Source organism: Microlunatus capsulatus (assembly GCF_017876495.1).
GTDB classification, from domain to species: Bacteria; Actinomycetota; Actinomycetes; order Propionibacteriales; family Propionibacteriaceae; genus Microlunatus; species Microlunatus capsulatus.
Window position 1 is genome coordinate 3,910,704 of the sequence record NZ_JAGIOB010000001.1, and the last position, 22,548, is coordinate 3,933,251.

Below are 22,548 nucleotides of genomic sequence, written 5' to 3' on the forward strand. Positions count from 1 at the left end.
TGCCAGCCGGGCCCCCGGTACGGTGACGGACGTGAGCGAGTCAGGCGAGGTCCCGGCGGGGACGGCGGACGGCATCCGGATCGTGTACGAGACCTTCGGGGACCCGGCCGACCCGCCGGTGCTGCTGGTGATGGGGCTGGGGGCACAGCTGCTGGCCTGGCGCGAGGGGTTCTGCGCGGCGCTGGTCGAGCGCGGCCTCTTCGTCGTCCGCTACGACAACCGCGACATCGGGCTGTCCACGCACCTCGACGGGGCGCCGCGGCCCGACTTCGGCGCCCTGCTGGCGGGCGACCCGTCCTCGGCCAGCTACACCCTCTCGGACATGGCCGACGACGCCGTCCGGCTGCTCGACCACCTGGGGCTGGCCGCGGCCCACGTCGTCGGCGCGTCGCTGGGCGGGATGATCGCCCAGACGCTCACGGTCGACCACCCCGAGCGGGTGCTCAGCCTCACCTCGATCATGTCCACGACCGGCGACCGGTCGGTGGGCCGGGCCACGGAGGCGGCGACGGCGACGCTGCTCGCCCCGCCCGTGAGCAGCCGGGAGGAGGCGCTCGAGCGCAGCGTCGTCTCCGCCCGCGTGCTGGGCTCCCCGGGCTACCCGGCCGACCCCGACGAGGTCCGCCGTCGCGCCGGCGAGGGCTGGGACCGCGACCACGACCCCGCCGGCGTCGGCCGCCAGCTGGCCGCGATCTACGCCTCCGGCGACCGGACCGCCCGGCTGGCCGACGTCGCCGTGCCGACCCTGGTCCTGCACGGCGCCGACGACCCGCTGATCGACGTCTCGGGCGGCCGGGCCACGGCGGCGGCCGTGCCCGGGGCCGAGCTCGTCGTGCTCGACGGCATGGGCCACGACCTCCCGGAGGCCTTGTGGCCCCAGGTCGTCGATGCCGTCGACGCCCTGGTCCGGCGGGCCGGATCGGCCGCGGCCGGCTGACTCGTCAGCGCCGGTCGCGAGCGGCCGCTCAGGCGGCGGCGAGCAGCTGGCGCAGGGTCAGCGGCGACCGGCCGGTGAGCCGCTCGACGTCGTCGGTGACGCGGGCCAGCTCGCCGGTGGCGATCGCGGTGTAGGTGCTCACCCAGGCGTCGACCTGCCAGTCGGGCACGCCGTAGTGGGCCCGGGAGGCGTAGGCCTCCTCCAGCGTCTCGGCGTGGTAGCGCACGGGGCGGCCGCGCGCGGCCGAGACCTGCGCCGCGACGTCGGCGAAGGACAGCGCCTCGGGCCCGGTCAGCTCGTAGGTGGCTCCCCGGTGCGCGGCCGGGTCCCGCAGCACCGCGGTCGCGGCCCGGGCGACGTCGGCGCGGGCCACCGCAGCCACCCGGCCCTCGCCCGCCGGACCCCGGATGACGCCGTCCTCGCCCACCGTCTCCGGCAGGAAGTCCAGGTAGAAGGAGTCGCGCAGGAAGGTGTGCGCCAGCCCCGCCTCCTCGACCGCCCGCTCGGTCGCCCCGTGGTCGCGGCCCAGGGTGAAGACGGCGTCCGGCCCGGCGGCGGCGAAGGAGGTGTAGACGACGTGCTCGACGCCCGCCTCCGCGGCCGCCGCGACGAAGGCGCGGTGCTGGCCCAGCCGGTCCTCGTGCTCGGCGGCGGAGACCATCAGCAGGGTCCGCACCCCGCGGAGGGCCTCGACCGAGCGCTCGCCGTCGCCGTAGCTCGACGCGACGACGACGGCGCCCGGCAGCGGGGCGACCTTGGCGGGCGTCCGGGCCAGCAGCCGCAGCGGCACCCCGGCGTCGGCCAGGGCGCGGGCGACGAGCCCGCCGACTGCCCCGGTGACGCCGGTGACGGCGACGGCGGGCAGGGCGGCGGCGTTCATGGAGGTCCTCTCGTCGGGCGGCCCGGCGGCCGCGCCCCGATCCTCCCAGCCCCTCACCGCCGGGCCGGGGTCCGGGCCTCCGAGGACGCGACGGCGGGGGCCGGGGAGGCCACCGGTGGGCGCCGGCGGCGGAACGGCAGGCCCAGGGCCACGGCGAGCGCCAGCAGCAGCACGAGCTCGTCGGCCACCGGCCGGACGGCCCCGGGCAGCAGCGGCAGCAGGAACGGCAGCGGGAGGGTCATCAGGACCAGCACGAGCACCGGCCAGGTCCGCACCCAGCGGGCTGGCCCGGCGACGGCGCAGCCGGCGGCCAGCACCAGCGCGGTCTGGTGGTGGCTCCAGGAGACCGGGGAGGCGACGACGGCCAGCGCGCCGACGACGACGGCCGCGGCCAGCCGCCGGCCCTGCCGGTGCAGGGCGCGGGCCCGGAGCAGGGCCAGCCCCGCCAGCAGCGCGGAGGCCAGCAGGACCAGGGCGCCGGCGGCCGGCCCGGTCCGGCCCGCGCGGGCCGCCAGCCCCCGCAGCGACTGGTTGTCCAGCTGCTCCAGCGGGATGAAGGCGGGCACCTCCAGCGCGGTCGACCAGTAGAGCCCGGAGTCCGCCGGCCGCACCAGCCAGGCCGCCGCTCCCGCGACGACGAACGTCGCCGCGGCCACGACCGCCGCGCGGCGCCGGCCCGTCAGCCAGAGGTGGGGCAGGAACACGAGCGGGGTGAGCTTCACCGCGGCCGCCAGCCCCGTGGCCACGCCCTGCAGCCGGCGCGGCACCACGTCGAGGGCGTCCAGCAGGGCCAGCACCGTCACCAGCAGGCTGACCTGGCCGAGGAAGACCCCGCTGAAGACCGGGTAGCTGGCCAGCAGGACGCAGGCGCTGAGCGGCAGCGCGGCCGCCGGGGGCGGCCGGCGCAGCACCGGGTGGTCGCCCCGGAGGAGCACGAGGTGCGCGAGCAGCACGGTGAGCCCCACGAGGGCGAGCGTCCAGAGCACCCCGAGCGCCGCCGGCGGCAGGCCCGCGAGCGGGGCGAGCAGCAGCGCGGCGACCGGCGGGTAGCTGAAGCCGTCGCCGTTCGCGGCGCGGAAGGCGTAGAGGCCCTCGCCGCGGACCAGCGCGCCGGCGGCCTGCTGGTAGACGCGCAGGTCGGAGAGCCCGTCGGGCCCGGCGGGCAGCGTCAGGGCCATCTGGACCAGCACCGCCGTCAGCAGGACGAGGAGCCCCCAGGCCGCGGCCGCGAGGGTCCGGGGTCGGGCGGGGCGCACGTCGCCCGGGTAGCCAGCCGGGCGCCCGCTCAAACCGGCCCGCTAGCGTCGGCGGACGTCGGCGCCGACCCGCGGCCCGGCGCCGACGGAGGACGACGCACCGTGACCGCTCCCGCCCCCTTCCGCTGGGCCGTCCTGGGCCCCGGCGTCATCGCCCGGAAGTTCCTCGCCCAGCTGCCCGCCAGCCGGCGCGGCGTCCTCGTCGCCGTCGGCAGCTCCGACCCCGCCCGGGCGGCGGCCTTCGCCCTCGAGCACGGCCTGCCCGCCGCGGCGGGCACCGGCTACGCCGAGGTCCTCGCCGACCCCGACGTCGACGCCGTCTACGTCGGCACCGTCCACACCACGCACGCCCGGCTGACCCTCGACGCCCTGGCCGCCGGCAAGCACGTGCTCTGCGAGAAGCCGCTCGCCCCGACCGCGGTGGACGTGCAGGCGATGGTCGACGCGGCCCGGAGCGCGGGACGGAGCCTCGTCGAGGCCTACAAGTTCCGCTTCCACCCGCAGACGGCGGCCCTGCTGGCCGCGGTCGCGGAGGGCCGGATCGGCACGGTCACCCACGTCGACGCCGCCTCCACCTTCCGGGTGGCCGAGCGCACCGGACGGCTCTTCGACCCGGCGCTGGCCGGCGGGGGCGTCCTCGACGTCGGCGGCTACCCGGTCGCCTTCGCGCGCGCCGTGGCCGGGGCCGCGCGGGGGCAGCCCTGCGCCGAGCCCGAGCGGCTGCGGGCGACCGGTGCGATCGGCCCCACCGGTGTCGACGAGTGGAGCGTCGCCCAGCTCGACTTCCCCGGCGGCATCACGGCCTCGGTGCGCGCCGGGATCCGGCTGGCGGGGGCGCGCACGGCGACGGTGCACGGCTCGCGCGGGACGCTGCACCTGCCCGAGCCCTGGACGCACGGCCCCGACTCCGAGCTGGTGCTCTCGACCACCGACGGCGGGCCGGAGCGGACCGCCTTCACCGGCGTGGCGCCGTTCGCCCTGGAGGCCGACGCGCTGGCCGACAGCGTCGGCGTCGGGGAGGCCCCGCAGATGAGCCACGCGGACTCCCTCGGCAACGCCCGGGTGCTCGACCGCTGGCGGGCGGAGCTGGGGCTCGGGAGCCCCGCAGAGGGCTGACCGGACCCCGGGACGACGAGAGCCCCGCCCACCGAGGTGGGAGGGGCTCTGGGCCGTCGTGTCCGAGGGGGGACTTGAACCCCCATTCCCCGTAAAGGGAACTAGCACCTCAAGCTAGCGCGTCTACCTATTCCGCCACCCGGACTGGTGCAGCAGCAGTGAACTATAGCAACACCCGTCCCGCACGACGAATCGGCGCCGCAGGGGCTCAGCGACGGCCCCGGTGCCGCCAGTGCCGGGCGATCGCGCGGGTCAGCGGGTCGATGGGCGCGCCGCCGTCGGCCCGCATCCCGGCCCGGGTCAGCCGGCGGCTGCTCCACAGGGACACGAAGCCGAAGGCCCACAGCAGGTACTGGAAGCAGAAGGCGATCTTGAAGTCGACGAGGTCGAAGGCCCCCGTCGGGGCCCGCCAGTCCAAGATCACGCCGATGGCGAAGATCGTGATCAGCGACGCCGTGAAGCCGCCCATGTTGACGATCCCCGACGCCGCGCCCAGCCGGGTCGAGGGGTTGAAGGAGCGGGCGAAGTCGAAGCCGACGGCCGAGGCCGGCCCGTACGCGGCGAGCACGAGCAGCAGCAGGACCAGCAGGGGCAGCGGGACGGTGCCGGGCCAGACCAGCACGAGCGTCCAGATCGCCACCGTGGCGAGGAGGACGCCGAAGATCAGGTTGGAGCGGCGCAGCGGGTAGGCCGCGGTCAGCTGGCCCAGCACGGGCCCGATCACCGGACCGGCCAGCACCATGACGGTGAGCAGGGCGCCGGCCAGGCCCGGGCTGTACCCCAGCCCGGCGGTCATGAAGGGGTAGCCCCAGAGCAGGGCGAAGACCATCCCGGAGAACTGGGTGCTGAAGTGCGACCAGAGCCCCAGCCGGGTGCCCGGGTGGGTGAACGAGCTGCGCAGGTCCGCCAGCGCCCGGCCCCAGCCCACCGGCACCGGGGCGGCCACGCCGACCGGCCGGTCGCGGACGGCCAGCAGCACCAGCACGGCGGCCAGCACGCCCACCGCCGCGGCCCCCAGGTAGGCCGGCGTCCAGCCGGGACCGGCCAGGGCGGCCGCCAGCGGGATCGTGCTGGCCACCTGGCCCAGCTGGCCGGCCTGGCCGGTGAGCTGGGTGACCAGCGGCACCCGGCGGGCGGGGAACCACGCCGGGATCACCCGGAGCACCGAGATGAAGGTCATGGCGTCACCCGCGCCCACCACCACCCTGGCCAGCACGGCGGTGCCGGGCGTGGTGGCCAGCGCCATCGTCGTCTGCCCCAGCGCCATCAGCAGCGCCCCGGTCACCAGCAGCAGCCGGGAGCCGAAGCGGTCGACGAGGATGCCGACCGGGATCTGCATGGCGGCGTAGACGACCAGCTGCAGCACCACGAACGTCGAGAGCACCGAGGCGCCGATCCCGAACCGCTCGGTGGCCGGAGCCGCCGCGACGCCCAGCGAGGTGCGCTGGAAGATCGCCACCGCGTAGGCCGCGACGGCCACGCCCCAGACCGCCCAGGAGCGGCGGCTGGTGGAGGTGGGCACGCTCCATCCTGGCCCACCCCGCCCGGCCGCCCGCCCCGGTGAGACAGGATGACGGCCATGGACGCCTACGCCGCGGACGCCGAGGTGGTGGCCCTGTGCCGCGACCTCATCCGGATCGACACCTCGAACTACGGCGACCAGCCCGGGCCGGGGGAGCGGGTCGCCGCCGAGCACGTCGCCGCCCTGCTCGACGAGGTGGGGATCGAGGCGGAGCTGCTCGAGCCCGAGCCCGGCCGGACCAGCGTCGTCGCCCGCTGGGAGCCCGAGGGCGTCGACCGCTCGCTCTCCCCGCTGCTGGTGCACGGCCACCTCGACGTCGTCCCGGCGAACGCCGACGACTGGTCGGTGCCGCCGTTCGCGGGCGAGGTCGTCGACGACTGCCTCTGGGGCCGCGGGGCCGTCGACATGAAGGACTTCGACGCCATGGTGCTCAGCGTCGTCCGGGCCCGTGCCCGGGCCGGGGCCGCCCCGCGCCGTCCGGTCCGGCTGGTGTTCACCGCCGACGAGGAGGCGGGCAGCGGGCTGGGCGCGCACTGGCTGGCCGAGGAGCACCCGGACACCGTCGCCGACTGCGAGCTGGCGATCGGCGAGGTCGGCGGCTTCTCCCTCACCGTCCGCGACGACCTGCGGCTCTACCTGGTGCAGACCGCGGAGAAGGGCCTGGCCTGGCTGAACCTCGTCGCGGACGGCCGGGCCGGGCACGGCTCGTTCCGGCACGACGACAACGCCGTCACCGCGCTCAGCGCCGCCGTCGCCCGCGTCGGCGCCCACACCTGGCCGCACCGGATCACCTCGGCCCAGCAGGCCTTCCTGGAGGCGGTGTCGGAGGCCTTCGAGGTGGAGCTGGACCCGGCCACGGTGGAGGAGACGCTGGCCCGGCTCGGCAGCATCGCCCGGATGGTCGGGGCGACGATGTCGAACACGGCCAACCCGACGATGCTCGACGCCGGCTACAAGCACAACGTCATCCCCGGCCGGGCGACGGCGGCCATCGACGGCCGCTTCGTCCCGGGCGGCGAGCAGGAGTTCTACGAGACGATCACCGAGCTGATCGGGGACCGCGTCCGCTACGAGGTCGTCACCCGCCAGGACGCCGTCGAGACCGAGTTCTCCGGCGCGCTGGTCGAGGCGATGCAGTCCTGCCTGGCCGCGGAGGACCCGGGCGCCCGCGCCGTCCCGTTCCTGATGAGCGGCGGCACCGACGCCAAGGCGTGGGACCGGCTGGGCATCCGCTCCTTCGGCTTCGCCCCGCTCCGGCTGCCGCCCGAGCTCGACTTCGTCGGCATGTTCCACGGCGTCGACGAACGGGTCCCGACGGCGTCGCTGGAGTTCGGGGCACGCGTCCTCGACCGGTTCCTCGACCAGGCGTGAGCCCGGACTACGCTGTCCGGCGATGACCAAGCGCGGCGTGGAGTACGAGATCGAGAAGGTCCGGCTGGGCCGTCACCTGTCCCGGGGTGCCGTCCGCCAGCTGCTCACCGACCAGGCCGAGTACGGCGGCTGGGAGCTGACCCGGCTGCGCCGCTACCGCGACGGCACCCGCGACATCTGGATCCGCCGCAAGATCATCCGCCAGCCCGCTCAGGTCTGAGCCGACAGCGCGGGAACTCGACCCCCGACGTGCTTCGAGGTCGAGGAACTGCGCACTCGCTGAGCGGGGATCGTCCAGACTGCGGCATGGACACCGAGAGCTGGGCGCGACGTCGCGCGACACCGTTGACCGGAGATGAGCCGCTGCACAGGGGCGGCGAGCCCGTTCCGGCCAGCGTGCTGGACTTCTGGCGTTGGTCCTCCTCCGACCTGCTCGGCAACGCGATGCGTGGCGTCCTCGCGGAGTTCATCGTCGGGACCGCGCTGGACTGCATCGTCGGCACGGTCCGCGAGGAGTGGGACGCCGCTGATCTCAAGACCTCCGAAGGTGTCCGGATCGAGGTCAAGTCGAGCGCCTACGTCCAGTCCTGGCACCAGACGAAGGCGTTCAACCCGGTGTTCGGGATCCAGCCGACGTTGGGTTGGGACGCCGACACCAACCTCACCTCCGAGCGCAGACGGCAGGCCGACGTCTACGTGTTCTGCCTCCTGCACCACCGGGACAAGCTGAGCGCCGACCCTCTCGACGTGAGCCAATGGACCTTCCTCGTGCTGTCGACAGAGCGTCTCAACGAGGTGTTCGACCAGCAGAAGTCGGTGACGCTCGGCAGCCTGCGCAGCCGCGCCCACCCCGCTGAGGTGAGCTATGACGGCCTCCGGGCCGGCGTCGAAGCAGCCACTACCGCGCAAGGGCCGACCACTGTGCGCTGAGCGTCCTGCAGGAGGCGTCCGCACGGCCCTCGGCGCACAGTCGCGCACGGCTCAGGCCCCGCGCGTCCCCACCGCCGCGGGCCGCGCCGCGTTGGGCCCGCCGGAGACGTCGTCCAGGGCCGAGGCGATCTCGTGCGGCAGGGCCTGGTCCTCGGCGGCCAGCGCCGGGGCCAGCTGGCCGGGCGTCCGCGCCCCCAGCAGCGGGGCGGTGACCCCGGGCGCGTCCCGCACCCACAGCAGGGCCACCTGCAGGGGCAGCAGGTCCAGGCCCTCGGCCGCCCGGACGACGGCCTCGACGACGCCCCGGCTGCGGTTCTCCAGGTAGGGCTCGACGAACCAGGCGAAGTGGTCGGTCGCGGCCCGCGAGCCGCGCGGCGTCCCCGCCCGGTACTGCCCGGTCAGCACCCCGCGACCCAGCGGCGACCAGGGGAAGAAGCCCATCCCGAAGGCGCGGGCGGCGGGCAGCACCTCCACCTCGGCGCGGCGGGCCAGCAGGGAGTACTCCACCTGAGCGCTGGTGATCGGGGTGCGGCCGGGGAAGGCCTGCTGCCAGGTGGCGGCCTGCGCGGTCTGCCAGCCGACGAAGTTCGAGATGCCGGCGTAGCGGACCATCCCCGCGGCGACGGCGTGGTCGACGGCGTCCAGGGTCTCGGCCAGCGGCGCGTCGCCCCACGCGTGCACCTGCCAGAGGTCGACGTGGTCGGTGCCGAGCCGGCGCAGCGAGCCCTCGAGGTCGCGGAGCAGGGCCCGGCGCGAGGTGTCGACGATCCGCTCGCCGTCGCGGATGACGAAGCCCGCCTTGGTGGCCAGCACGACGTCGTCGCGGATGCCCATCTCGGCCACCAGCCGGCCGATGAGCCGCTCGGCGTCGCCCGCCCCGTAGGCCGCGGCCGTGTCGACGAGCGTCCCGCCCGCCTCGTGGAACATCTCCAGCAGCGAGCGGGCCTGCTCGTCGGTGGTGTCGCGGGCCCAGGTCATCGTCCCCAGGCCCAGCCGCGACACCCGCAGACCGCTCGTCCCGACCGGCCGCAGTTCCATGCCAGCGACCCTAACCGGCGCACGCCGGAGCGCCCCGGACGCCACTACGGTGGCCCCATGCGTCTCGGTCTGAACCTCGGCTACCTCGTCGGCGCGGAGGACCCGCGGGGTCAGCTGCGGCTCACCGCTCACGCGGAGGCGCTCGGCTTCGACGTCGTCTGGGCCGCGGAGGCCTACGGCTCCGACAGCCCGACGGTGCTGGCCTGGCTGGCCGGCCAGACGTCGCGGATCGACGTCGGCTCGGCCGTCATGCAGATCCCCGCCCGCACCCCGGCCATGACGGCGATGACCGCGGCCAGCCTCGACGTGCTCTCCGGCGGCCGGTTCCGGCTGGGGCTGGGCGTCTCCGGCCCGCAGGTCTCCGAGGGCTGGCACGGCGTCCGCTTCGACAAGCCGTTGGCCCGCACCCGGGAGTACCTGGCCGTCCTGGAGCTCGCGCTGGCGCGGAGGACCGTCGCCCACGAGGGCGCGCACTACACGCTGCCGCTGCCCGACGGCCCGGGCAAGCCGCTCAAGCTGACGATCGACCCGGTCCGCGAGCGGGTCCCCACCTACCTCGCCGCCGTCGGCCCGAAGAACCTCGAGCTGGCCGGTGAGCTGACCGACGGCTGGCTGGCGGTCTTCTTCGCCCCCGACTTCGCCGACGAGCAGCTGGCGGCCGTCCGGGCGGGCCGGGAGAAGGTCGGGAAGACGCTGGAGGGCTTCGACGTGGTGCCCACGTTCCCGCTCGTCGTCGGCCCCGACCCGCGCGCGTGCGCCGACCCCGTCCGCGGCTACGCGGCGCTCTACCTCGGCGGGATGGGCAGCCGCACGCAGAACTTCTACAACGCCCTCGCGGTCCGGATGGGCTACGGCGAGGCGGCCGCCGCGGTGCAGGACCTGTTCCTCGACCGCCGGCAGCGCGACGCGATGGCCGCGGTGCCCCAGGAGTTCATCGACGCCACCTCGTTGCTGGGCGACCGCGACCGGATCGCCGACCGGCTGCGGCTGCTCGCCGCGTCCGGGGTCACCACCTGCTCCGTGGTGCCGTACGGCGAGAGCCTGGAGGAGAAGCTGGCCGCCCTCACGGTGCTCGCGGAGGCGTTCGAGCGCGCGTCCGTCGGCTGAGCGTCAGCCCTGCGGCAGCGGCTCGAGCACGCCGGCCAGCAGCAGCGCCGCGACGAGCAGCGCGAGGCCGATCCGGTAGACCACGAACGGCAGGAACGTGTGCGTGGAGATGTAGCGCAGCAGCCAGGCGATCACCGCGTAGCCGACGACGAAGGAGATGACGGTGGCCAGCAGGATCGGCCCCCAGGCCGGTGGCACCGGGTCGCCGGCGACGTCGGCCAGCTTGAACACCCCGGACCCGACGACGGCGGGGATGGCCAGCAGGAACGAGTACCGGGCGGCGGCCTCGCGGGTGTAGCCCAGCGCCAGGCCCATGCTGATCGTCGCCCCGGAGCGGGAGACGCCGGGCACCAGCGCCAGCGACTGGGCCAGGCCGAAGAGGACACCGTGGCCCCAGGTCAGCGAGGTGAGCGGCCGGGCGTTGCGGGCCAGCCGGTCCGCGACGCCGATGACCACGCCGAAGCCGCCGAGCATGGCGGCGGTGATCCACAGGTTCCGCAGCGCGGAGTCGATGGCGTCCTGGAACAGCAGCCCGAGGACGACGATCGGGACCGAGCCGATGATGACCAGCCAGCCCATCCGGGCGTCGGGGTCGTCCTTCGGCACACGGCCGGCGAGCGAGCCGACCCAGCGGCTGATGATCCGCGCGATGTCGCGGCGGAAGTAGAGGACGACCGCGGCCTCGGTGCCCAGCTGGGTGATCGCGGTGAACGCGGCGCCGACGTCCTGGCCGCCGAAGAACTGCCCGACGATCGACTGGTGCGCGCTGGAGGAGATCGGCAGGAACTCGGTCAGCCCCTGCACCACGCCCAGCACCAGTGCCTCGAACCAGCCCATGCCCGCTCCTCGTCCCGCCCGTCGGGTCCCGGTCGCGGGCCCGGCGACCCACCCTAGGGGTCGTCCCCGGCCGGACCGGCGCGCTCGACCGCCCGGGGACGTGATGCCGCCCACACGTGTAGAAGGAAGGGGTGACGATCCACGGCGACCACCCCTTCCTGCCCCCGGCGGACGACCGCGACCCGCTGCGCCGCTGGCGCGGCCGGATGCCCGCCCCGGTGAGCGTGTGGACGACGGAGCTGGACGGCCGCCCCACCGGCTGGACCATCTCCTCCCTGCTGCTGGCCGACGGCCGCCCGCCCGAGGTGCTGGGGCTGCTGGACGAGGAGGCCGACTTCGCCGACCAGCTGGCCGTGACGGGCCGCTTCGCCGTCAGCCTGCTGGCCGGCCCGCACCGCCAGCTCGCCGACGTCTTCGCCGGCCAGGCCCCGGCGCCCGGTGGGGTCTTCACCGTCGGCCGCTGGCGCGAGACCGCCTGGGGTCCGGTGCTGGAGGACGCCGTCGGCTGGCTGGGGGCGACGGTGACCGCGACCCGTGCCGAGACCGCGCACGCCGGCTGGGCGCTGCTCGTCCGCGGCGTCGTCGAGCACAGCGAGCTGGGTGAGCCCGACGAGCGGGGCGTGCTCTGCTCGTTCCGCGGCCGCTACCTCGCGCTGGGGGCCGGCCCCGCGGACGACCCGGCTAGCCTGCGGGCATGACGACCGTCCTGCTCATCCGCCACGGCCGCACGTCGGCCAACACCGCGGGGATCCTCGCCGGCCGGTCCTCCGGGGTCGAGCTCGACGCCGTCGGCCGCACGCAGGTCGCCGACGTCGGCACCCGGCTGGCCGGGGTCCCGCTGCGCGCCGTCGTCACCTCCCCGCTGCGGCGCTGCCGCCAGACCACCCAGGCCCTGGTCGGGGCGCGCGCCGAGCCGTGCCCGGTGCACAGCGAGCAGGGCATCATCGAGTGCGGCTACGGCGACTGGACGGGGAAGACGCTCAAGGAGCTGAGCGGGGAGAAGCTCTGGGCGACGGTGCAGTCCCAGCCCTCGGCCGTCCGCTTCCCGGGCGGGGAGTCGATGACGGAGATGAGCGCGCGGGCCGTCGGCACCATCCGCCGCTGGGACGCCACGATGGAGGCTGAGCACGGGGCCGACGCCGTCTGGGCGGCCGTCTCGCACGGCGACGTCATCAAGGCGGTCCTGGCCGACGCGCTCGGCATGCACCTCGACGCCTTCCAGCGGATCCTCGTCGACCCGGCCTCGGTGTCGATCGTCCGCTACACCGCCAGCCGGCCCTACGTCGTGACCGTCAACTCCACCAACGCCGACCTCGGCAAGCTGCTGACCCCGCCCCCGACCAAGGCCGCTGGGTCCGACGACGACGCCGCGGTCGGCGGCGGGCTGGGCGCCGGGGGAGCGGACGACCCTGCCGCCGGGGAGCCCCGTTGAGCGCCTGCTTAGGGTGGTGACATGGCGATTCTCGTGCACCGCTACGACGAACCCGACCGGTTCGTCGCCGGCACCGTCGGACAGCCCGGGGAACGTGCGTTCTTCCTGCAGGCCCGCGAGGGCAACCGCATCACCAGCGTGGCCTGTGAGAAGCAGCAGGTGTCCGTGCTGGCCGAGCACCTCGACCGGGTGCTCGACGAGGTGGTCCGGCGCAGCACCGGGGCGGCCGCCGTGCCCCCCTCCAGCACCCGGGCCCGCGACACCGACCCCCTGGACGCCCCGATCACCGAGGAGTTCCGCGTCGGCACCATGACGATCGCGTGGGACCCGGCCATCGACCGCGTGGTCATCGAGCTGTTCTCCAACGTCGACGTGGAGGACGAGGACGCGGCCGACGACGCCGCGGAGACCGAGGAGAGCGAGCAGGTCAACGCCGACGAGGTCTTCGTCGTCAAGATCACCGCCTCCTACGCCCGCGACTTCGTGGCCCGCGCCAACGCGCTGGTCTCCGCCGGCCGGCCGCCGTGCCCCTTCTGCCTGCAGCCGCTGGACCCCGAGGGGCACATCTGCCCGCGGGCCAACGGGTACCGGCGCCCGCTGTTCTGATGACGCCGCCCGCTGCCCCGACGACGTCGCGATGACCCACCCGGCGCTCGACGCCACCCTCGCCCACGACGAGCTGGGCGAGGCCGAGCTGGAGATCACCGGCCGCCTGATGGAGGCGTCCAACGCCACCTTCCTCACCGAGGTGCGCACGCCCTCGGGCAGCACGAGCAGCTGGGTCTACAAGCCCACGGAGGGCGAGCGCCCGCTCTGGGACTTCCCGCACCGCACCCTCGGGCTGCGGGAGGTCGCCGCCTACGAGGTGTCGCGGATCGGCGGCTTCGACTGCGTCCCCGTCACCGTCTTCGCCGAGGGGCCGATGGGTCCCGGCTCGCTGCAGGCGTGGGTGGAGAGCGAGCCGGACGCCGTCGCCGAGCTCGTCGACCTGGTGCCCACCACCGCCGTGCCGAGCCAGGGGTGGTTCTCCTGCGTGGAGGGCATCGGGGCCGACGACCGGCCGGTCTCGGTGATCCACGCCGACGACCCCCGGCTGCGGATGCTGGCCGTCTTCGACGTGCTCATCAACAACGCCGACCGCAAGGGCGGCCACATCCTGGCCAGCGAGGGCCGCGTGTTCGGCGTCGACCACGGCGTGAGCTTCCACACCGACCACAAGCTGCGGACGCTGCTGTGGGGCTGGGCCGGTAGCACCCTGCACGACGTCGAGCTCGAGGCCGTCGAGAAGGCGCGCGACGAGGCGCCCGAGCAGCTGACCGCGCTGCTGGACGAGCTCGAGATCGCCGCCCTGGTCCGGCGCGCCGACCTGCTGCTGAACCGGCGGCGGCTGCCCCGGCCCCGCGGCCAGTGGCCCTCGATCCCCTGGCCGCCCTTCTGAGCTCTCCTGGCTGAGCGTTCCGGGGCTGAGCGGTCCGGGGTCGGGCGGTCCGGGGTCGGGCGGTCCGGGGTCGGGCGGTCCGGGGTTGGGCCGTCCGGCGCCGGGGGCGTGGCCGGGGACCGTCCGGGCCCGCCGTTAGGGTGACGCCATGCAGGCGTGGCGCTCCGGACCGGTTCCCCAGCTCGACCGTCCGGAGGGGTCGCCCGCGGTGCGGGCGTTCGACTCGGCCGCCCAGGAGCTGGTGCCCGTCGGCCCGGCCGAGGGCACCGCGCGGATGTACGTCTGCGGCATCACCCCCTACGACGCCACCCACATCGGGCACGCCAACACCTACGTCTCCTTCGACCTGCTGAACCGGGTCTGGCGCGACGCCGGGCTCGAGGTCCTGTACGTGCAGAACGTCACCGACGTCGACGACCCGCTGATCGAGCGGGCGCACGCCACCGGCGTCGACTGGGCCGCGCTGGCCGCCGAGCAGACCCAGCTGTTCCGCGAGGACATGGAGGCGCTCAACGTCCTGCCGCCCAGCCACTACGTGGGCGCCGTCGAGTCGGTCCCGCTGATCGTCGAGCTGGTCGCCGACCTGCAGGCCCGCGGCGTCGTCTACGCCGTCGAGGACGAGCACGCGGGCGATCTCTACCTCGACCAGGCGCAGGACGCGGAGTTCGGCTCGCTGTCTCACCTCGACGAGGAGGCGGCCCGCCCGGTCTTCGCCGAGCGCGGCGGCGACCCGGACCGGACCGCCAAGCGGGGCGTCCTGGACTCCCTCGTCTGGCTCCGGCACCGCGAGGGTGACCCGTCCTGGCCCTCGCCCTTCGGCGACGGCCGCCCGGGCTGGCACGTCGAGTGCGCCGCCATCGCCCTGGACCTGCTGGGCCCGGACTTCGACGTCCAGGCCGGCGGCAGCGACCTCGTCTTCCCCCACCACGAGATGAGCGCCTCGGTGGGCCGGCTGGCCACCGGCAAGCCCTTCGCCCGCGCCTACCTGCACAGCGGCATGGTCGCGCTGGACGGGGAGAAGATGAGCAAGTCCCGCGGCAACCTCGTCTTCGTCTCCCGGCTCCGCCGCGACGGCGTGGACCCGATGGCGGTCCGCCTCGCGCTGCTCGACCACCACTACCGCGACGACTGGGAGTGGACGCCGGAGCTGCTGACGGCGGCCGAGGAGCGGCTGGTCCGCTGGCGCGAGGCCGTCCGGCTGGACGCCGGGGTGGACGGCGACGCCGTCGTCGCGCAGATCCGCGCCGCCCTCGCCGACGACCTGGACGCCCCGGCGGCCCTGGCCGCCGTCGACGCCTGGGCCGGCGCCTCGTCGGTCGTCGAGAGCGACGACGCCTACGCCCCGCAGACCGTGGCCCGTGCCGTCGAGGCCCTCCTCGGAATAACCCTCTGACCCCGGCCCTGAACTTGTCGAAGGGGCACGAGGACTCCGCCGAGGCAGTCGCCGATCTGCGTTCTTGAGGGGCACCCGGATCGGGCGCCGCTGTCGAAAGGAGGAGCGCGTCGACACGCTCTTCGTCGACGCGCGACGACGTCGACAGCGGTTATAGCCCGATCCGCGTCCGAGCGGAGCGAGGACCATCAAAAGGTGTGGTGCACGGCCTCGACGTTGTTGCCGTCGGGGTCGCGGACGAAGGCTCCGAAGTAGCCGGCGTGGTACTCGGGCCAGACCCGCGGGGCGTGCAGGCTCGCGGTCCCGAAGGCCAGCGCGGCGTCGTGGAAGGCGATGACGGCCTCCCGGCTGGGCGCGGCGAAGGCGAGGTGGCTCTGCCGGTTGGGGATCCGGTCGGTCGCCGCCCCGATCCAGAACACCGCGTGGTCGGCGCCGTAGCCCACCGCGGGTCCGACGTCGGTCAGCATCCGGTAGCCGAGGGTCGCCAGCACGGCGTCGTAGAAGCGGCGGGCCGCGGCGAGGTCGTCCACCTGGATGCCGACGTGATCCATCACACGCCCGATCCTGGCAGCGGCGGCGTCCGGGGGGCAAGAGCCGCCGCACCGGCGTAGGAGCGCGTGCCACACTGGTCGCTGACGAGTTTGTCAAACTCGCACGTGTTCCGGGGTCGGTGGAAGTCCGAGCCGGCGGTGAAAGTCCGCGACCCGATCGCAGCCAGCGACCGGTTGATGTGGTGAAACTCCACGACCGACGGTGAGAGTCCGGATGGGAGGAACACGGGAGCAGTCGACGACGCGCGGGCGCCTGCCCGCACGCCCCGACGTCTCTTCTTCACCCCGGGTTCAACCGTGCGACCGGACGAGTGGAAGGGACATCCCATGGGATTCTCGGAACTGCTGGTGCGGTTGCTGGAGGCCAAGATCGACATCGGCCCCGGCATCCTCTGGCGGGAGGTCATCGGCAACGTCTTCGGCCTGGCGAGCGCACTGCTCGGCATGCGCCGCAAGGTCGCCGCGTGGCCGATCGGCATCATCGGCAACATCTTGCTGTTCACCGTGTTCGTCGGGAGCGCCCTCGGCGGCGTCCTCGACACCCCCCAGCAGCACGACGTGTGGGGCCAGGCGGGCCGTCAGGTCTTCTTCCTGGTCGTCAGCGTCTACGGCTGGGTCCAGTGGAGCCGCTACCGCCGCAGCCACGGTGGGGGCGGGGTGGCCGTCAGGCCGCGCTGGGCCACCGGCGCCGAGCGCCTCCAGCTGCTGGTCGCCGCCGTCGTGCTGACGACGGCGTTCTACTTCGTCCTCGAGGCGCTGGGGTCGTGGGGTCCGCTCGCGGACGCCTGGATCCTCACCGGCTCGATCCTGGCCACCTACGGGATGGCGCGGGGCTGGACGGAGTTCTGGGTGATCTGGGTCCTCGTCGACGTGGTCGGCATCCCGCTGCTGCTGGTGGCGGGCTTCTACCCCTCGGCGATCATGTACATCGTCTACGGCGCGTTCTGCGTGCTGGGGCTGATCTCGTGGGTCCGGATCCAGCGGACCGAGGGCGCCGAGGCGGTCCCCGCCGGGGTCGCCGACCCCGTGTCGGAGACCGTCGGCTGACCGACCGGTCGGCGTGCGGGGACGTCGGGGTCGACATCGGCCCCGGAGTCGCCGCGCGCCGGCCACTAGGCTGCCCCGCGTGACCACGAAGACCTTCGAGTCCCTGTTCGCCGAGCTCAGCGCCAAGGTGGCCGAGCGGGCCCCGGGCTCCAGCACGGTGGCCCGCGTCGACGCGGGCGTCCACGCCATCGGCAAGAAGGTCGTCGAGGAGGCCGCCGAGGTGTGGATGGCCGCGGAGTACCAGTCGAAGGCGGACGCGGCGGAGGAGATCAGCCAGCTGCTCTACCACCTGCAGACGATGATGATCGCCCTCGACCTCGACCTCGACGACGTCTACGCCCACCTCTGAGCCCGGTCTCACCGCTCTCCCGACGCCCGGGCCCGCGGGGGCCGTCCACCTAGGATGACCGGGTGAGCCCTGCCCGCCCGACCATCAAGATCGCCGTCCCGAACAAGGGCTCCCTGTCGGAGTCCGCGTCCGCGATGCTCCGCGAGGCCGGGTACGCCCAGCGCAGCGAGCCCAAGGAGCTGGTCCTCTTCGACGAGGCCAACGGCGTCGAGTTCTTCTACCTGCGGCCGCGCGACATCGCCGTGTACGTGGGGGAGGGCACCCTCGACGTCGGCCTCACCGGCCGCGACATGCTGCTCGACTCCCGGGCCCCGGCCACCGAGGTGATGCCGCTGGGCTTCGGCCGCAGCCGCTTCCGGTTCGCCGCGCCCGTCGACGCCGACCTCAGCGTGGAGAAGCTGCAGGGCCTCCGGCTCGCCACCTCCTACCCGGGCCTGGTCGAGACCTACCTGGCCGACCGCGGCGTCAGCACCCGGCTGATCAAGCTGGACGGGGCGGTCGAGACCGCCATCCGGCTGGGCGTCGCCGACGTGATCGCCGACGTCGTGGAGACCGGCACCACCCTGCGGCAGGCGGGTCTCTCCCTGTTCGGGGACCCGATCCTGCAGTCCGAGGGCATCCTCATCCGGCGCACCGACGCCCCCGAGCCGCCCGGGCTGTCCCAGCTGGTCCGCCGGCTCAACGGTGTCCTGGTCGCCCGCAACTACGTGATGATGGACTACGACGTCAGCGCCGAGGTGGTCGAGGCTGCCTGCGCGATCACGCCGGGCCTGGAGTCGCCGACGGTCGCGCCGCTGGCCAAGCGGGGCTGGCACGCCGTCCGGGCCATGGTGCCCAAGCCCGACGCCCAGCAGGTGATGGACGACCTCTGGGAGCTCGGCGCCCGCGCCATCCTGGTCACCGACATCGCCGCGTGCCGGATCTAGTGCGCCCCGCCCCCGACGCCGTCGCCCCGTCGACGCTCGTCATCCGTCCCCGCCGGCTCCGGCTGGTCGCCGCCTCGTTCGCGGTCGCCCTGGTGCTGGTCACGCTCTACGGCTGGTTCGCCCTGCCGGACGACATCCAGGTGCTGTTCACCACCTCGCAGCGGCTGACCCTGCTGGGGGTGCTGGCTCTGCTGGTGGGGGTGATGGTGGCCCTGGCGCTGAGCGTCGTCCGGGCGGACGAGTCCGGGCTGTGGTTCCGCAACGGGCTGCGGACGCACACCGTTCCCTGGGACCGCGTGCACCAGGTGGTGCTGCGCCGCGGCGACCCCTGGGCCTTCGTGCTGCTGACGCCGGCCGACGGCAGCGCCTTCAGCGCGGACCTCGACGCCGAGAAGCGGCAGCTGATGGCCCTGCAGTACGGCGACGGGGCCGCCGCGCAGGTCGGGGTGGAGGAGCTCCGCCGCCGCCAGCGCTACTGGACGACCCGCTGAGCCCGCGGGCTCACTCGATCCCGCGGGACTTGAGCAGGGCCTCGATCTCGGCCATGTCGTCGTCCTGCGCCGGGGCCTGACGCTGCTGGGCGGCCGGGCCGGCGGGCTTGCGGCCGCTGACGGCCTTCGTGGTCCCGGCACCGGCGGCCGGGGCGGTCGCGCCGCGCTCGGCGCGGGTGCGCTTCGGGGTCCGGCGGGCGACGACCCCGCCCACGACCCAGAGGACGACGCAGACGGCGAGGAGGGCGAAGCCGGCCCAGATCGTCGGCGAGAGGACGGTGCTGGAGGCCCAGCGCCCGACCGCCACGACGGCGTCCCAGACGAGGCCGAGGAGGCCGCTCAGGTAGAGGGCCAGCGGCAGCAGGGCCAGGCCGATCCCCTGGACCATCCGGCCCTTGCGGCCCCGGCGTCCGGCGAGGATGGCGATCACCAGGCCCAGCAGGGTGAGCCCAGCGGCGAGGGGGAGGAGCACGGCGGATTCGGCTGGCATCCCGCCAATCTGCCACAGCGGACCGCCCCGGCCGATCGGGGTGACCACCCGCTGCACCCCGGCTCCGCGGGCCCGGAGGCCGGGGTCCGGGCTCCCGTACGGTGGTCCGGTGGACCACGAACGCCAGCTCGCACCCTCCCCGTTCCCCGGTGACGCCGGGGTCGCCGACCCCGCCACGCGGCGGGCGCTCGCCGCGGCCGTCGGTGGCGCGGACCCGGCCGCCTACCTCCGCGCCGTCGCCGTGCTGTGCACCGACCGGCTGCTCGTGCCCGTCGTCGCCACCGCCACCCGGCTGGGCGAGACCGTCGGCGGGCTGGCCTCGGACAAGGAGGCGGAGATGTCGGTGGTGATGCTGCAGGCCGCGGACGGCCGCCGCGCCCTGCTCGGCTTCACCGGCCTGGACGCGCTGCACGCCTGGCAGGCTGACGCCCGGCCCGTCGCGGTGACGCTCGACAAGGCCGCCCAGACGGCGCGGGCCGAGGGCGTCGCCGCGCTGCTCGTCGACTTCGCCGGTCCGCACCCGCTGGTCGTCGACGGCGAGGTGCTGGAGTCGCTCGCGGCCGGCCGCCGCCTGGTCGAGACCGCGCCGGGGGAGTTCGGCTGGCTCGTGGAGGCCGACGGCGCCGACCCCGCCGCCGGCTGAGCGCCGGACCCGCGGACGGGGTCGCGCGCCCGGGAAGATCGGGGTCCCCGCGGGCGTTGTACCACCGTCGGCACCAGGGCTCACCCCCGGACGCTGCGCGCGCTGGGCCCGGGAGGCCCCGGGGTGGTAGCGTGGGCGCCGACCGATCTGGCTCCTCGCCGGATCTGCAAGCGGAGACCCGATCTCCCACCCGCACGACGACAGCTCCTCGGAGCGACGGTCGTGGGGTCGGTCCACCGGAACGGCGTACCTGCCGTCCCGTGGTGCTGGGGTCTTCGCGTGCGCGGAGGCCCTTTTCGGGTTTCCGCGCCCGTGTGCAGGTCCGGTGGTGTGCGAGGTCGACCATCCACAACCAACTGGAGGACATATCAGCACCGAACCGCGGATCAACGATCGCATCCGTGTCCCCGAAGTCCGTCTCGTCGGCCCCGCCGGCGAGCAGGTGGGGATCGTGCGCATCGACGACGCACTCCGCCTGGCGCGTGAGTCGGAGCTCGACCTGGTCGAGGTCGCGCCGATGGCCCGGCCCCCGGTGGCCAAGCTCATGGACTACGGGAAGTTCAAGTACGAGAACGCCCAGAAGGCCCGTGAGAGCCGTCGGAACCAGACCAACACGGTGATCAAGGAGATGAAGCTCCGGCCGAAGATCGACAGCCACGACTACGAGACCAAGAAGGGTCACGTCGTGCGCTTCCTCAAGGCCGGGGACAAGGTCAAGATCACCATCATGTTCCGCGGGCGCGAGCAGTCGCGTCCCGAGCTCGGCTACAACCTGCTCAAGAAGCTGGCGGCCGACGTGGACGAGTTCGGCTTCGTCGAGTCCTCGCCGAAGCAGGACGGCCGGAACATGCTGATGGTGCTCGGCCCGCACAAGAAGAAGACCGAGGCGCGCGCCGAGGCCTCCGTCGAGCGCGACCGCCGGATGGCGGAGCGCCAGGCGGGTCTGGACGAGGAGCGCAACCAGCTGGCGGAGATCCGTGCGCAGCACGCGGCCGCCGGCCCCACCGCCCCGCGGCGACGCGGGCCGGCGGACAACCTCGACCCCGACGTCGAGGTCTGACCGAAGGACGGGCCACCCACCCCGGTGGGTGGCCCCGCAAGGCCCGGGCGGATCACGTTCCCGTCCGGGACGCAGAGCAGGACTGCACCACGCGGTGCGGCCACGGAAATGGAGCGGCACGATGCCGAAGATGAAGACGCACTCCGGTGCGAAGAAGCGGTTCCGGATCACGGGTTCGGGCAAGGTGATGCACCGCCAGGCGGGGAAGATGCACCTCAACGAGCACAAGCCGAGCTCGCGCACGCGTCGCCTCACCGGTGACTCCGTGCTGGCCAAGGGCGACGCCGCCAAGGCCAAGAAGATGCTCGGCAAGTACGCCGGCTGACCCGGCTCCTCCCTCCCGCACCGCTTTCCCACCCAGTCAAGGAGTACCCCCATGGCACGCGTCAAGCGTTCTGTGAATGCGCAGAAGAAGCGCCGTCAGGTCCTCGAGCAGGCCTCGGGCTACCGCGGCCAGCGCTCGCGCCTCTACCGCAAGGCCAAGGAGCAGGTCACCCACTCCCTGGTCTACGCCTACCGTGACCGCCGCGCCCGCAAGGGCGACTTCCGCAAGCTCTGGATCCAGCGGATCAACGCCGCGGCCCGCGCCGAGGGGATGACCTACAACCGGTTCATCTCCGGGCTCAAGGCCGCCGACGTCGAGGTCGACCGCAAGATCCTCGCCGACCTGGCCGTCACCGACCCCACCGCGTTCCGCGCGCTGGTCGAGATCGCCCGTCAGCACGTGCCCGCCGAGACCGCGGCCGCCGAGACCGCGGCCTGAGGATCGAGCTGAACGAGCACGAGGAGCCCGCCCCGCGCAGCTCCCTCGGGCTCACCGCCGAGCCGGTCGCCCCGGCCCCTGCCTCGCAGGGGCTGGTGCGGTCGGCTCGTCGTCTGCTCCGGCGCAAGGAACGGGTCCAGGCGGGGGAGTTCCTCGCAGAGGGCCGTCAGGCCGTGGCCGAGGCGCTCCGCCGCCCCGACGTCGTCCAGGACCTGCTGGTCGCCCGCGGCGCGGTCGGCCGGCACCAGGACCTGCTCGCCGAGGCCGTCGCCGCCGGGGTCCCCGTCGGTTCCGTCCCCGACGACCAGCTGGCCACCCTCTCCGACACCGTGACCCCGCAGGGGCTGCTCGCCGTCTGCCGGGCCGTCGACGTCAGCCTCGAGGAGGCGCTCGCCGGGAGCCCGCGCCTCGTCGTGCTCTGCGACCAGGTCCGCGACCCCGGCAACCTCGGCACCGTCGTCCGCTGCGCCGACGCCTTCGGGGCCGACGCCGTCCTGGTGAGCCGGGACTCCGTCGACCTCTGGAACGCCAAGACCGTCCGCGCCAGCACCGGCAGCGTCTTCCACCTGCCCGTCGCCGTCGAGGTCGACCTGCCCACCGCCGTCGCCCGCGCCCGGGCCGCCGGGATGGCCGTCTACGGCGCCGACGGCGGCGGCAGCGACTCGGTGGAGGAGCTCGCCCGCACCGGCGGCCTCAGCCGCCCGGTGCTCTGGGTGATGGGCAACGAGGCGTGGGGTCTGCCGCCCGAGCACGCCGACCTGGTGGACGCCCTCGTCGCGCTGCCCATGTACGGCCAGGCCGAGAGCCTCAACCTCTCCACCGCGGCCGCCGTCTTCCTCTACGCCACCGCCACCGCGCAGCGCGCCGGCTCTTGAGCCCGCTCTGCGGCGGTCCACCCGCCGCAACCGGTTCGCCCCGGGGTGCCGCGGCTTCCTAGACTGTCCCGGTTGCCGTCTCACCCCGAGGGGAGC

At 74.4% G+C, this 22,548-nt stretch carries 27 protein-coding genes, 1 tRNA gene and 1 riboswitch; of the genes, 20 read left to right on the forward strand and 8 right to left on the reverse strand.

The features are described 5' to 3' along the window. Window positions 1-31: 31 nt before the first annotated feature. Window positions 32-937, forward strand: a complete 906-nt coding sequence (locus JOF54_RS18160) for an alpha/beta fold hydrolase (protein ID WP_307804352.1) — start codon at window positions 32-34, stop codon at window positions 935-937. Between the two features lie 28 nt (window positions 938-965). Here the strand turns inward: JOF54_RS18160 and JOF54_RS18165 are convergent, their stop codons facing one another. Then, window positions 966-1,817 (reverse strand): NmrA family NAD(P)-binding protein, encoded by an 852-nt coding sequence (locus JOF54_RS18165; protein WP_210058362.1) that lies wholly within the window; start codon window positions 1,815-1,817, stop codon window positions 966-968. Between the two features lie 53 nt (window positions 1,818-1,870). Further along, window positions 1,871-3,073, reverse strand: a complete 1,203-nt coding sequence (locus tag JOF54_RS18170) for a glycosyltransferase family 87 protein (protein ID WP_210058365.1) — start codon at window positions 3,071-3,073, stop codon at window positions 1,871-1,873. A gap of 102 nt (window positions 3,074-3,175) precedes the next feature. On the opposite strand from JOF54_RS18170, the gene JOF54_RS18175 reads away from it, so the two are divergent. After that, a complete protein-coding gene (locus JOF54_RS18175; protein ID WP_210058367.1) occupies window positions 3,176-4,189 on the forward strand; it encodes a Gfo/Idh/MocA family protein in 1,014 nt (337 codons plus the stop codon). Between the two features lie 59 nt (window positions 4,190-4,248). On the opposite strand, the gene JOF54_RS18180 is transcribed toward JOF54_RS18175, so the two are convergent. After that, window positions 4,249-4,334: transfer RNA gene (locus JOF54_RS18180), tRNA-Leu, on the reverse strand. 63 nt (window positions 4,335-4,397) lie between these two features. Beyond that, entirely contained in the window at window positions 4,398-5,711 is a 1,314-nt protein-coding gene (locus tag JOF54_RS18185) for an MFS transporter (RefSeq protein ID WP_210058388.1), read from the reverse strand. A 57-nt stretch (window positions 5,712-5,768) separates the two neighbouring features. Between JOF54_RS18185 and JOF54_RS18190 the strand changes: the two genes are divergently transcribed. The 3 genes from JOF54_RS18190 to JOF54_RS18200 all read left to right on the forward strand — a co-directional run bounded on the left by JOF54_RS18190 (window position 5,769) and on the right by JOF54_RS18200 (window position 8,012). After that, entirely contained in the window at window positions 5,769-7,082 is a 1,314-nt protein-coding gene (locus tag JOF54_RS18190) for a M20/M25/M40 family metallo-hydrolase (protein ID WP_245358191.1), read from the forward strand. Window positions 7,083-7,104: 22 nt separating this feature from the next. After that, window positions 7,105-7,302 (forward strand): DUF5703 family protein, encoded by a 198-nt coding sequence (locus JOF54_RS18195; RefSeq protein WP_210058393.1) that lies wholly within the window; start codon window positions 7,105-7,107, stop codon window positions 7,300-7,302. Between the two features lie 86 nt (window positions 7,303-7,388). Beyond that, window positions 7,389-8,012 carry a hypothetical protein gene (locus JOF54_RS18200; protein ID WP_210058395.1) on the forward strand — a complete coding sequence of 208 codons (624 nt, stop codon included), beginning with the start codon at window positions 7,389-7,391 and terminating at the stop codon, window positions 8,010-8,012. A gap of 51 nt (window positions 8,013-8,063) precedes the next feature. Here JOF54_RS18200 and JOF54_RS18205 read toward each other — a convergent pair whose 3' ends face one another. Next, window positions 8,064-9,050 carry an aldo/keto reductase gene (locus JOF54_RS18205; RefSeq protein WP_210058397.1) on the reverse strand — a complete coding sequence of 329 codons (987 nt, stop codon included), beginning with the start codon at window positions 9,048-9,050 and terminating at the stop codon, window positions 8,064-8,066. A 57-nt stretch (window positions 9,051-9,107) separates the two neighbouring features. Between JOF54_RS18205 and JOF54_RS18210 the strand changes: the two genes are divergently transcribed. Beyond that, a complete protein-coding gene (locus tag JOF54_RS18210) occupies window positions 9,108-10,157 on the forward strand; it encodes an LLM class F420-dependent oxidoreductase (RefSeq protein ID WP_210058399.1) in 1,050 nt (349 codons plus the stop codon). Between the two features lie 3 nt (window positions 10,158-10,160). Here JOF54_RS18210 and JOF54_RS18215 read toward each other — a convergent pair whose 3' ends face one another. After that, the gene (locus tag JOF54_RS18215; protein WP_210058401.1) at window positions 10,161-10,994 is read right to left on the reverse strand and encodes an undecaprenyl-diphosphate phosphatase; all 834 of its coding nucleotides are present in this window, start codon (window positions 10,992-10,994) and stop codon (window positions 10,161-10,163) included. A gap of 131 nt (window positions 10,995-11,125) precedes the next feature. Here JOF54_RS18215 and JOF54_RS18220 point away from each other — a divergent pair, with 131 nt between their 5' ends. The 5 genes from JOF54_RS18220 (at window position 11,126) to mshC (ending at window position 15,257) form a co-directional block, all read left to right on the forward strand. Continuing rightward, window positions 11,126-11,692 carry a flavin reductase family protein gene (locus JOF54_RS18220; RefSeq protein ID WP_307804353.1) on the forward strand — a complete coding sequence of 189 codons (567 nt, stop codon included), beginning with the start codon at window positions 11,126-11,128 and terminating at the stop codon, window positions 11,690-11,692. Continuing rightward, entirely contained in the window at window positions 11,689-12,426 is a 738-nt protein-coding gene (locus tag JOF54_RS18225; protein ID WP_210058403.1) for an MSMEG_4193 family putative phosphomutase, read from the forward strand. Before JOF54_RS18220 ends, JOF54_RS18225 begins: the two co-directional genes overlap by 4 nt. Window positions 12,427-12,447: 21 nt before the next feature. Further along, window positions 12,448-13,032, forward strand: coding sequence for a DUF3090 domain-containing protein (locus JOF54_RS18230; RefSeq protein ID WP_210058405.1), 585 nt, complete (start codon window positions 12,448-12,450; stop codon window positions 13,030-13,032). 31 nt (window positions 13,033-13,063) lie between these two features. Beyond that, window positions 13,064-13,864 carry an SCO1664 family protein gene (locus JOF54_RS18235; RefSeq protein WP_210058407.1) on the forward strand — a complete coding sequence of 267 codons (801 nt, stop codon included), beginning with the start codon at window positions 13,064-13,066 and terminating at the stop codon, window positions 13,862-13,864. A 148-nt stretch (window positions 13,865-14,012) separates the two neighbouring features. Then, window positions 14,013-15,257: a cysteine--1-D-myo-inosityl 2-amino-2-deoxy-alpha-D-glucopyranoside ligase gene (gene mshC / locus JOF54_RS18240; protein WP_210058409.1), complete on the forward strand. Its 1,245-nt coding sequence runs from the start codon at window positions 14,013-14,015 to the stop codon at window positions 15,255-15,257. Window positions 15,258-15,445: 188 nt separating this feature from the next. Here the strand turns inward: mshC and JOF54_RS18245 are convergent, their stop codons facing one another. Beyond that, a complete protein-coding gene (locus tag JOF54_RS18245; protein WP_245360870.1) occupies window positions 15,446-15,808 on the reverse strand; it encodes a VOC family protein in 363 nt (120 codons plus the stop codon). 102 nt (window positions 15,809-15,910) lie between these two features. Next, window positions 15,911-16,038: riboswitch (FMN riboswitch) on the forward strand. Window positions 16,039-16,135: 97 nt separating this feature from the next. On the opposite strand from JOF54_RS18245, the gene pnuC reads away from it, so the two are divergent. The 4 genes from pnuC (at window position 16,136) to JOF54_RS18265 (ending at window position 18,621) form a co-directional block, all read left to right on the forward strand. Further along, complete coding sequence (gene pnuC, locus JOF54_RS18250; protein ID WP_210058414.1) at window positions 16,136-16,855, forward strand: nicotinamide riboside transporter PnuC; 720 nt, start codon at window positions 16,136-16,138, stop codon at window positions 16,853-16,855. Between the two features lie 79 nt (window positions 16,856-16,934). Next, the gene (locus tag JOF54_RS18255; RefSeq protein WP_210058416.1) at window positions 16,935-17,204 is read left to right on the forward strand and encodes a phosphoribosyl-ATP diphosphatase; all 270 of its coding nucleotides are present in this window, start codon (window positions 16,935-16,937) and stop codon (window positions 17,202-17,204) included. 62 nt (window positions 17,205-17,266) lie between these two features. Next, complete coding sequence (gene hisG, locus JOF54_RS18260; protein WP_307804356.1) at window positions 17,267-18,130, forward strand: ATP phosphoribosyltransferase; 864 nt, start codon at window positions 17,267-17,269, stop codon at window positions 18,128-18,130. After that, entirely contained in the window at window positions 18,118-18,621 is a 504-nt protein-coding gene (locus JOF54_RS18265; protein ID WP_210058418.1) for a PH domain-containing protein, read from the forward strand. The genes hisG and JOF54_RS18265 overlap by 13 nt, the downstream gene beginning before the upstream one ends. A 10-nt stretch (window positions 18,622-18,631) precedes the next feature. Here JOF54_RS18265 and JOF54_RS18270 read toward each other — a convergent pair whose 3' ends face one another. Then, complete coding sequence (locus tag JOF54_RS18270; protein ID WP_210059764.1) at window positions 18,632-19,111, reverse strand: hypothetical protein; 480 nt, start codon at window positions 19,109-19,111, stop codon at window positions 18,632-18,634. Between the two features lie 109 nt (window positions 19,112-19,220). On the opposite strand from JOF54_RS18270, the gene JOF54_RS18275 reads away from it, so the two are divergent. The 5 genes from JOF54_RS18275 to JOF54_RS18295 all read left to right on the forward strand — a co-directional run bounded on the left by JOF54_RS18275 (window position 19,221) and on the right by JOF54_RS18295 (window position 22,452). Continuing rightward, on the forward strand, window positions 19,221-19,754 hold the full coding sequence (locus JOF54_RS18275) for an SseB family protein (RefSeq protein ID WP_307804357.1): 534 nt from the start codon (window positions 19,221-19,223) through the stop codon (window positions 19,752-19,754). A gap of 328 nt (window positions 19,755-20,082) precedes the next feature. Continuing rightward, entirely contained in the window at window positions 20,083-20,814 is a 732-nt protein-coding gene (infC, locus tag JOF54_RS18280) for a translation initiation factor IF-3 (RefSeq protein WP_307804358.1), read from the forward strand. Window positions 20,815-20,935: 121 nt separating this feature from the next. After that, entirely contained in the window at window positions 20,936-21,139 is a 204-nt protein-coding gene (gene rpmI, locus JOF54_RS18285; RefSeq protein WP_210058422.1) for a 50S ribosomal protein L35, read from the forward strand. 51 nt (window positions 21,140-21,190) lie between these two features. Continuing rightward, window positions 21,191-21,577: a 50S ribosomal protein L20 gene (gene rplT, locus JOF54_RS18290; RefSeq protein WP_210058423.1), complete on the forward strand. Its 387-nt coding sequence runs from the start codon at window positions 21,191-21,193 to the stop codon at window positions 21,575-21,577. A 92-nt stretch (window positions 21,578-21,669) separates the two neighbouring features. After that, window positions 21,670-22,452 (forward strand): TrmH family RNA methyltransferase, encoded by a 783-nt coding sequence (locus JOF54_RS18295; RefSeq protein ID WP_245360916.1) that lies wholly within the window; start codon window positions 21,670-21,672, stop codon window positions 22,450-22,452. Window positions 22,453-22,548: the final 96 nt, after the last annotated feature.

What these genes read in the sequence shown, in the direction of transcription:
- JOF54_RS18225 (WP_210058403.1), top strand. Translation starts at nt 11,689, where the DNA reads ATGACGACCGTCCTGCTCATCCGCCACGGCCGCACGTCGGCCAACACC.
- JOF54_RS18270 (WP_210059764.1), bottom strand. Translation starts at nt 19,111, where the DNA reads ATGCCAGCCGAATCCGCCGTGCTCCTCCCCCTCGCCGCTGGGCTCACC.
- JOF54_RS18245 (WP_245360870.1), bottom strand. Translation starts at nt 15,808, where the DNA reads ATGGATCACGTCGGCATCCAGGTGGACGACCTCGCCGCGGCCCGCCGC.
- JOF54_RS18190 (WP_245358191.1), top strand. Translation starts at nt 5,769, where the DNA reads ATGGACGCCTACGCCGCGGACGCCGAGGTGGTGGCCCTGTGCCGCGAC.
- JOF54_RS18230 (WP_210058405.1), top strand. Translation starts at nt 12,448, where the DNA reads ATGGCGATTCTCGTGCACCGCTACGACGAACCCGACCGGTTCGTCGCC.
- rpmI (WP_210058422.1), top strand. Translation starts at nt 20,936, where the DNA reads ATGCCGAAGATGAAGACGCACTCCGGTGCGAAGAAGCGGTTCCGGATC.
- JOF54_RS18215 (WP_210058401.1), bottom strand. Translation starts at nt 10,994, where the DNA reads ATGGGCTGGTTCGAGGCACTGGTGCTGGGCGTGGTGCAGGGGCTGACC.
- JOF54_RS18235 (WP_210058407.1), top strand. Translation starts at nt 13,064, where the DNA reads ATGACCCACCCGGCGCTCGACGCCACCCTCGCCCACGACGAGCTGGGC.
- rplT (WP_210058423.1), top strand. Translation starts at nt 21,191, where the DNA reads ATGGCACGCGTCAAGCGTTCTGTGAATGCGCAGAAGAAGCGCCGTCAG.
- JOF54_RS18165 (WP_210058362.1), bottom strand. Translation starts at nt 1,817, where the DNA reads ATGAACGCCGCCGCCCTGCCCGCCGTCGCCGTCACCGGCGTCACCGGG.
- pnuC (WP_210058414.1), top strand. Translation starts at nt 16,136, where the DNA reads ATGGGATTCTCGGAACTGCTGGTGCGGTTGCTGGAGGCCAAGATCGAC.
- JOF54_RS18200 (WP_210058395.1), top strand. Translation starts at nt 7,389, where the DNA reads ATGGACACCGAGAGCTGGGCGCGACGTCGCGCGACACCGTTGACCGGA.
- JOF54_RS18195 (WP_210058393.1), top strand. Translation starts at nt 7,105, where the DNA reads ATGACCAAGCGCGGCGTGGAGTACGAGATCGAGAAGGTCCGGCTGGGC.
- JOF54_RS18210 (WP_210058399.1), top strand. Translation starts at nt 9,108, where the DNA reads ATGCGTCTCGGTCTGAACCTCGGCTACCTCGTCGGCGCGGAGGACCCG.
- JOF54_RS18205 (WP_210058397.1), bottom strand. Translation starts at nt 9,050, where the DNA reads ATGGAACTGCGGCCGGTCGGGACGAGCGGTCTGCGGGTGTCGCGGCTG.
- mshC (WP_210058409.1), top strand. Translation starts at nt 14,013, where the DNA reads ATGCAGGCGTGGCGCTCCGGACCGGTTCCCCAGCTCGACCGTCCGGAG.